This is a genomic window from Clostridium sp. UBA4395, assembly GCF_002390995.1.
Lineage (GTDB): Bacteria > Bacillota > Clostridia > Clostridiales > Clostridiaceae > Clostridium_J > Clostridium_J sulfidigenes.
Genome location: NZ_DGRF01000060.1, coordinates 1 through 6,237, shown reverse-complemented (window position 1 = coordinate 6,237; position 6,237 = coordinate 1). Strand labels below are relative to the sequence as shown.

The 6,237-nt window shown below is 29.3% G+C and carries 5 protein-coding genes and 1 other RNA gene; 2 read left to right on the top strand and 4 right to left on the bottom strand.

Annotation, left to right across the window (positions count from 1 at the left end):
* Positions 1-114 precede the first annotated feature (114 nt).
* A complete protein-coding gene (locus B2694_RS11205) occupies positions 115-678 on the top strand; it encodes a hypothetical protein (protein ID WP_346885810.1) in 564 nt (187 codons plus the stop codon).
* 43 nt (positions 679-721) lie between these two features.
* Here B2694_RS11205 and B2694_RS11200 read toward each other — a convergent pair whose 3' ends face one another.
* Positions 722-1,735 (bottom strand): type II CAAX endopeptidase family protein, encoded by a 1,014-nt coding sequence (locus B2694_RS11200; protein WP_346885809.1) that lies wholly within the window; start codon positions 1,733-1,735, stop codon positions 722-724.
* Positions 1,736-2,045: 310 nt separating this feature from the next.
* Between B2694_RS11200 and ssrS the strand changes: the two genes are divergently transcribed.
* Positions 2,046-2,238, top strand: a non-coding RNA gene (gene ssrS, locus B2694_RS11195) — 6S RNA.
* Positions 2,239-2,461: 223 nt separating this feature from the next.
* Here ssrS and abc-f read toward each other — a convergent pair.
* From abc-f to B2694_RS11180, 3 genes are all read right to left on the bottom strand, one after another.
* Positions 2,462-4,438 (bottom strand): ribosomal protection-like ABC-F family protein, encoded by a 1,977-nt coding sequence (gene abc-f / locus B2694_RS11190; protein WP_346885808.1) that lies wholly within the window; start codon positions 4,436-4,438, stop codon positions 2,462-2,464.
* A 531-nt stretch (positions 4,439-4,969) separates the two neighbouring features.
* Positions 4,970-5,545 carry a GNAT family protein gene (locus B2694_RS11185; RefSeq protein ID WP_346885807.1) on the bottom strand — a complete coding sequence of 192 codons (576 nt, stop codon included), beginning with the start codon at positions 5,543-5,545 and terminating at the stop codon, positions 4,970-4,972.
* 142 nt (positions 5,546-5,687) lie between these two features.
* A complete protein-coding gene (locus B2694_RS11180; RefSeq protein WP_346885811.1) occupies positions 5,688-6,179 on the bottom strand; it encodes an HD domain-containing protein in 492 nt (163 codons plus the stop codon).
* Positions 6,180-6,237: the final 58 nt, after the last annotated feature.

The window sequence follows — 6,237 nt, the reverse complement described above, 5'->3', positions numbered from 1 at the left end:
AAGTTAGTTTTTCATTCAACGATTTAATATAAGTAAGAGAATATTTCCATATAACTTATGGAAATAGAAAGGGGTGCAGCTATAGTTAATAAGAAATAATAAGGGGTGCATAAAATGATAGAAAAGGGATTAAATAATTTTTTTTGGGGATTCTTGTTTATATCTTTAAACTTTAAAATTTGTGGTTTTGATATACTCCCCGATGTAATTGGATTTATACTATTTGCTATGGCCTTTAGTCACCTTAAAGAGCATAGCGAGCATTTTTCAAAGGCTTCAACATTAAATATCTTTACCCTAATACTTTCTATTTTTTCAATATATGAAGTTAAAAACAATAACGGTGGTATCAACTTTGGAATTTTAGGACCATTTGGTATTCTAGTAGTATTAGCTTCCTTAATATTAACCTTATATGTAATATACAATTTATTCATGGGTATGAAAGAAATGCTTAACAATCATGATAAACATATGTTAGCTGAAGAAGCTGATGATAGATGGAATCAATATAAAGCATTAACTATTGCAAGTATATTAGCTTTTATAGTAATATTTATACCTGTAATAAATATCTTATATGTGTTAGGGTTATTTATTTTTGGTATAGTTTTCTTAGTAAAAACCATGCAATATTTTAGTAGTTGTAAAGATAGCTTTAGTGGAAATAATTATTAAAAATTTAAAGCCAATGCTCAATAATGTTAAGCATTGGCTTTTTTTACTTAGATATATCTTCTGAAATATGAGTTTTCTTTCTATATTCTTTTGTAGCTAAAAATGGTAAATAAATAATACCAAAAATCACAAGTGAAATTATGACATCTTGCCACCTAATAACAGCATTTGAACCATCTGCACCAAAGAGTAGAAAACCAAGATTATTGTTTAAATAATGTATCATGGACACAGCCCAAATATTTTCCGTCTTAAGATATACATAGCCAAAGAAAATAGAGTAACATATACAAACTATAAGTTGAATAACTATGCTATAAAAAGAGGTCTCTGGACTATAATAAAATAAATTTATTGGGAAATGCCAAAGTCCCCAAATTACTCCAAGTAAAAGTACACCCCATCTTTTACCAAACTTGTCCTGAAGTACTGGTTGTAAGAAATACCTCCATCCGTATTCCTCTCCAAAGAAAAGAAAATAAGTAAATAAAAAATTTAATGGTAAAAGCAGAAGTAATTTAAAAATAGTCGGATACTTAAGGTATGTAAAAAAATCATCAAGGGATCCACTTATAGCACAGGATATTAAATTTGCTAATAAGTAAAGTACAACAAAAATAAGAATATAGAATAATGATTTCTTACCATTCTTTTTTATGCTAAGTCCAAACTCTGCCCTGGTTTTGCTATCTTCAATACCTAGCATAATAAGTCCCAGAAAACTTCCTGCTGTGACTAATATTCCAGCTACAATCTCTGGCTTACCATATCCAGTAAAGGTCTGTATAGAAAGTATAATTACTGATACCATTGAGAAAATCAAAAATACTCCAAAAAACTTTTTAGGTGCCCTGGTTCTTATTTCCTTGTTACATAAGAATGCCAACATAACTCCCATGGCTGGGTAATACATTTGTACAAGGGGAAATGCACCTACAGCCTCTTTAGAATATGCAAAAGCCATTAAAAATCCCATTAGTGCTGTCACTCCAAAACATACTATAAAGAATATAATAACAGTACCTTTGCTACTGTGTTGCTTATCCAAATTTTCCATAAATACTCTCCTTATATTTATTACTGTTATACTAAGATAAGTTATATGAATATTTATGTAATTTCATTATATAACTAAGTTTTTACCTCATATAACTAAGTTGCTACCTTAAAATATAATAAATAAAAAACATAAATATTCAACAATTTCATTATATCAAAATTACTAAATATATACAAATCATGGTATTTACCTTAAATTAAAGTAAAACATCAAAGGATTAATTTACCATAAAAAAATATATTGTACATTAAACTAAAATATGATATTATAATCTCACACCAAGGAAATGACTAATAAATAAAAAGTTAAATTTCTGGAATATGCGTTAAGCTCTTATTTTGAACCTACATTTAATTTTAGGGAGTTCAATATTTAAATGAGAAAATGTACCTTCTTGTGAGTCCTTTTCACGGCATTGAGGGCGATTGAGACATCTGTGAGGACACCCACCTATCGTGAGATAGGCTTCAAAATTAGAGTACCGGTATTTTGGATTTTATATTAAAATTTAAGCCAAGCTTATAGTCTTAAGCATTGGCTTTTTGTTTTATCCGATGACTATCAGCTCTAATACTCCCATCTTCTTCAAAATGGGAGTAAAGAGAAGTTACGTCCCTGGATAACGATTTCTTTGCTTCAGTGGGAGTGAAAAATCCCTCTGAAGCAAAGAAATCTGTTTATTCTACAACTTTTCACTAATCTAATTACAGTTACCTATAGGTATTAATTTAAACTTACCCACAATTCCATAGCTTCATCACGCTTACTACTTAACTCTTCTTTTTTGCAGTATAACTTATTAAGGTTTTCATAATCCAACTTGTCATCAGTCATGACAACATCAATATCCTTTATTTCATTTTCAAGGAATTCAATGATTCTTTCAACCTTAGCCTTTTCCACTTCCCTCTGTTTATCCTCATCAACCTTTTTAGGTTTCTTAACTTTTTCAGCTTTTACCACGGGCTCTTTAATCTCTTGTAGCTTAAGCTGCTCTTTTACATTTTTATAATAATCATAATTTCCAGGATAGCTTTTAAAACCATTGTCTTCAATGGCAATTACTCTTTCACTTATTTTATTAATAAAATATCTATCGTGGGATATGAAGAATATAGTTCCTTTAAAATCTTCTAGAGCTTCTTCAAAGTTTTCTATGGAGTCAATATCAAGATGATTAGTAGGCTCATCCAGTATCAATAAATTTACATCTTCATATAATAGCTTACCAAGCTTTAGTCTTATTCTCTCTCCCCCAGATAAATGCTTTACTTTTTTAAATACACTATTCCCATAAAACATGAATTTTGATAGATATTCACGTGCTTGACCTTCAAGTATTGAAATATCTTCTCTAAAGCACTCTAGTACAGTAAACTCCTCATTTTTAAAGGTGATTTTCTGTGGTAAATATGCAGCCATTACATTAGCACCTAATTCCACTACACCAGAATCTGGCTTTTCTTCATCTAAGAGCATTTTCAAGAAAGTAGTTTTACCACTACCGTTTGGGCCTATTAATGCTGCTCTTTCACCGAAATGAATCAATAAATCTACATCTCTTAAAATTACCTTATCATCAAAAGATTTAGAAAGTCCTTCAGCTTTAATTGTCTCATTACCAGATCTTTCACCATCTTTAAAGTTAAGCTTCATATTCTTTCTTTCAAACTTTGGTTTTTCAGTTCTTACATATTGACCTCTGGTTCGATAAAATTTATTACTTTCAGTATCACTACTTTTCATTTTATCAAGCTTTTTTTGTAGACTAGCAGCTCGTTTAAAGAATTTATTATTATCTACCCTAGCTGCCCAATCCCTTAACTCCTTTATAGCGTTCTGTACATTCTTGATCTCCTTTTGCTGCTCCTTATATTGGTGAAATTGTTCAAGGATATTCTCTTCTTTTTGCTTTGAAAAATCAGAATAATTTCCTTTATAAGTCTTACTTTCCATATCCTCTATTTCTATAATCTTTGTTACCACATTATCTAAAAAGTATCTATCATGAGAAACAATAATTACAATACCATTGTAGTTTTTAAGATAAGCTTCAAGCCATTCAGTCGATTCCATATCCAGATGATTTGTAGGCTCGTCTAGTAGTAATATATCTGGGTTATCTATGAGCAGTTTGCCAAGGACAACCGTAGTTTTTTCACCACCACTTAATAAATTAAATTCTTTATTTAAAAAGCTTTCATCTAATTTTAACCCCGTACAAATCCTACTTAATTTTTCTTCTGTATTGTATCCATCTTTAACTTCATATAATTCAACTAATTGGCTATACTGCTTTAAAGCTTTTTCTAAATTATTATCTTCTAAAAACTTCATTCTTTCTTCTAATCCACGCATTTTATTCTCTATGCTATAAACTTCTTCAAAAGCTAATTTTAGAACATCAATAACCTTTATGCCATCTTCATACTTAGGAATTTGCTCAAGGTATGCACAAGTAGCTTCTCTAGGCTTACAAATAAAACCTTCATCATATCCTGGACTTGTAGCTCCCGGATACCCAATACAATAATTCATTGGTAACACTCCTGCTATTAACTTAAGAACAGTACTCTTTCCACTTCCATTAACCCCTACTATACCAACTTTTTCTCCTGAATAAATCTGAAAGGATATATTTTTAAGAACAAGAGTTGCATCCATATATTTTTTTACACCATTTAATGTTAATTCGAACATAAAAATTCCTTCTTCCATCCATAATTCTAATTATGCATTTCATGGATAGGCACAAAAACACCTTAATTATTATAACTTTTTATTATTTAAAAATAAAAAACTGTAAGAAGATGGTTTCTTCTTACAGTCAGAAATACTCTAATACTATTATAATTTACTTAAATGAGATATAGCTTAAAACATATTATTATGCTATATATCCCATTATATAACTCTTCAAAGCTTTTTCTCCAATAGTTAAAGCTTATTGAAATATTATAAATTATAGTATTTAATTTCAATAAAGTAAGTTACCTTCTAAATGCCTTATTCCATAAAGAGCACAACAATAAAACCTAAATATAATTAGGTAAAATAAAACTCATTATAAAATATATTAATTATTAAATTAAAATTAATATTAGCAAATAGCTGGTTTCATAACTTACTTCCTCCTCTTGGCGTTTTTTTTATTATACCATTTTTAATATATTATGTAAATACATTTAAAAACTGTATCAACATAGCTATTTAAATCCATCAATTTAAGACCTATACTATGATTTTTTGTGCATTTTCATGGGTATCATCGTATTCTTCTCTAAGGAGTGAACATATATATCTATCAACTAGCTTCCCCTTATTTTTAACACTTTTTCTCATTAATCCTTCTACTTGAAATCCTAAACTGGTTAATAAAGCTAAAGAGCCTGTATTCTCCTTTTGTAAAGTTGCATATATCCTAGTTAACTTTAGTTCCTGAAATGCATACCTAATAAGCATTTGTGCTGCTTCTTTGGTATAACCCTTATTCCAAAATTTTTTTCTTATCCAATATCCAATTTCTCCATTTTCATATTGATAATTAATATTACTTAAGGAAACAACTCCTATAAAGTCATCTGTATTTCTATTGAAAATACCCAGTTCTATGCAAGAATCATCTTTTATAGAATTTAAGTACTTTATATAGCTTTCAGCATCTTCTAAAGTATATGGGTATGGAACTTCATGCATATATTTTGTCTGTTCAAAATCATTTATGTTTTCTTGAAGGGTCTTTGCACTAACTTTAGTTGTAAGTGTTTCCAAATAAATTCTTTCACCTATTAATAAAAGCTTTCTCACAACAACTACTCCTTTTAAAATTATATTTTTAGGTAAATTACAACTTTACCTAATTATAACTCAATATATAAAAAGTTCAATGATAATTTTATAGGGTGAATAAAAATTCACCCTATAAGTCACTATTATTTATTCTAAAAAACTAAGCTTCATTCTTATGAGCTATTTTTTCTTTCGTTCTTTGGTCAACTTCTTTCTTCAGCTCTCTTAAATAAGGAGAGAATTCCACCTTATCCGCACCATAAGTAAATTGCAAGTCATATTCTAGCGGAATCCAAGTACTAATATCCGTCTCGTTATGTTGAATGACTGCTTCTAAATTGTCTAAGGCTTTGTAAAGCTTTGCTTCATCAGTCTTAAGTTCATTCATTTCCTTTAAAAGTTCTGTGAATTCCTCACGATAAGGATTATGGAAGGTTGCGATCCATTTGAAAAACATCTCATCCTCTTTTTCACTATCTTCTTCTTTCTTCTCAAATGTAGGAATATCATCAGTAAAGGCTTCACCTAAATCATGAATCAAACACATACGAATTACCTTGTTCATATCAATCTCTTTTAACCTTTTCAAGATGTAACATAGATTAACCTCCAACATTCTATATTTTTCATTTTTAGGTATATTAAATCCCACTTTCAAAATATGAAAACCTCTGAAACCCGCATGGCGACAACAACTTCCTCTTTATTCT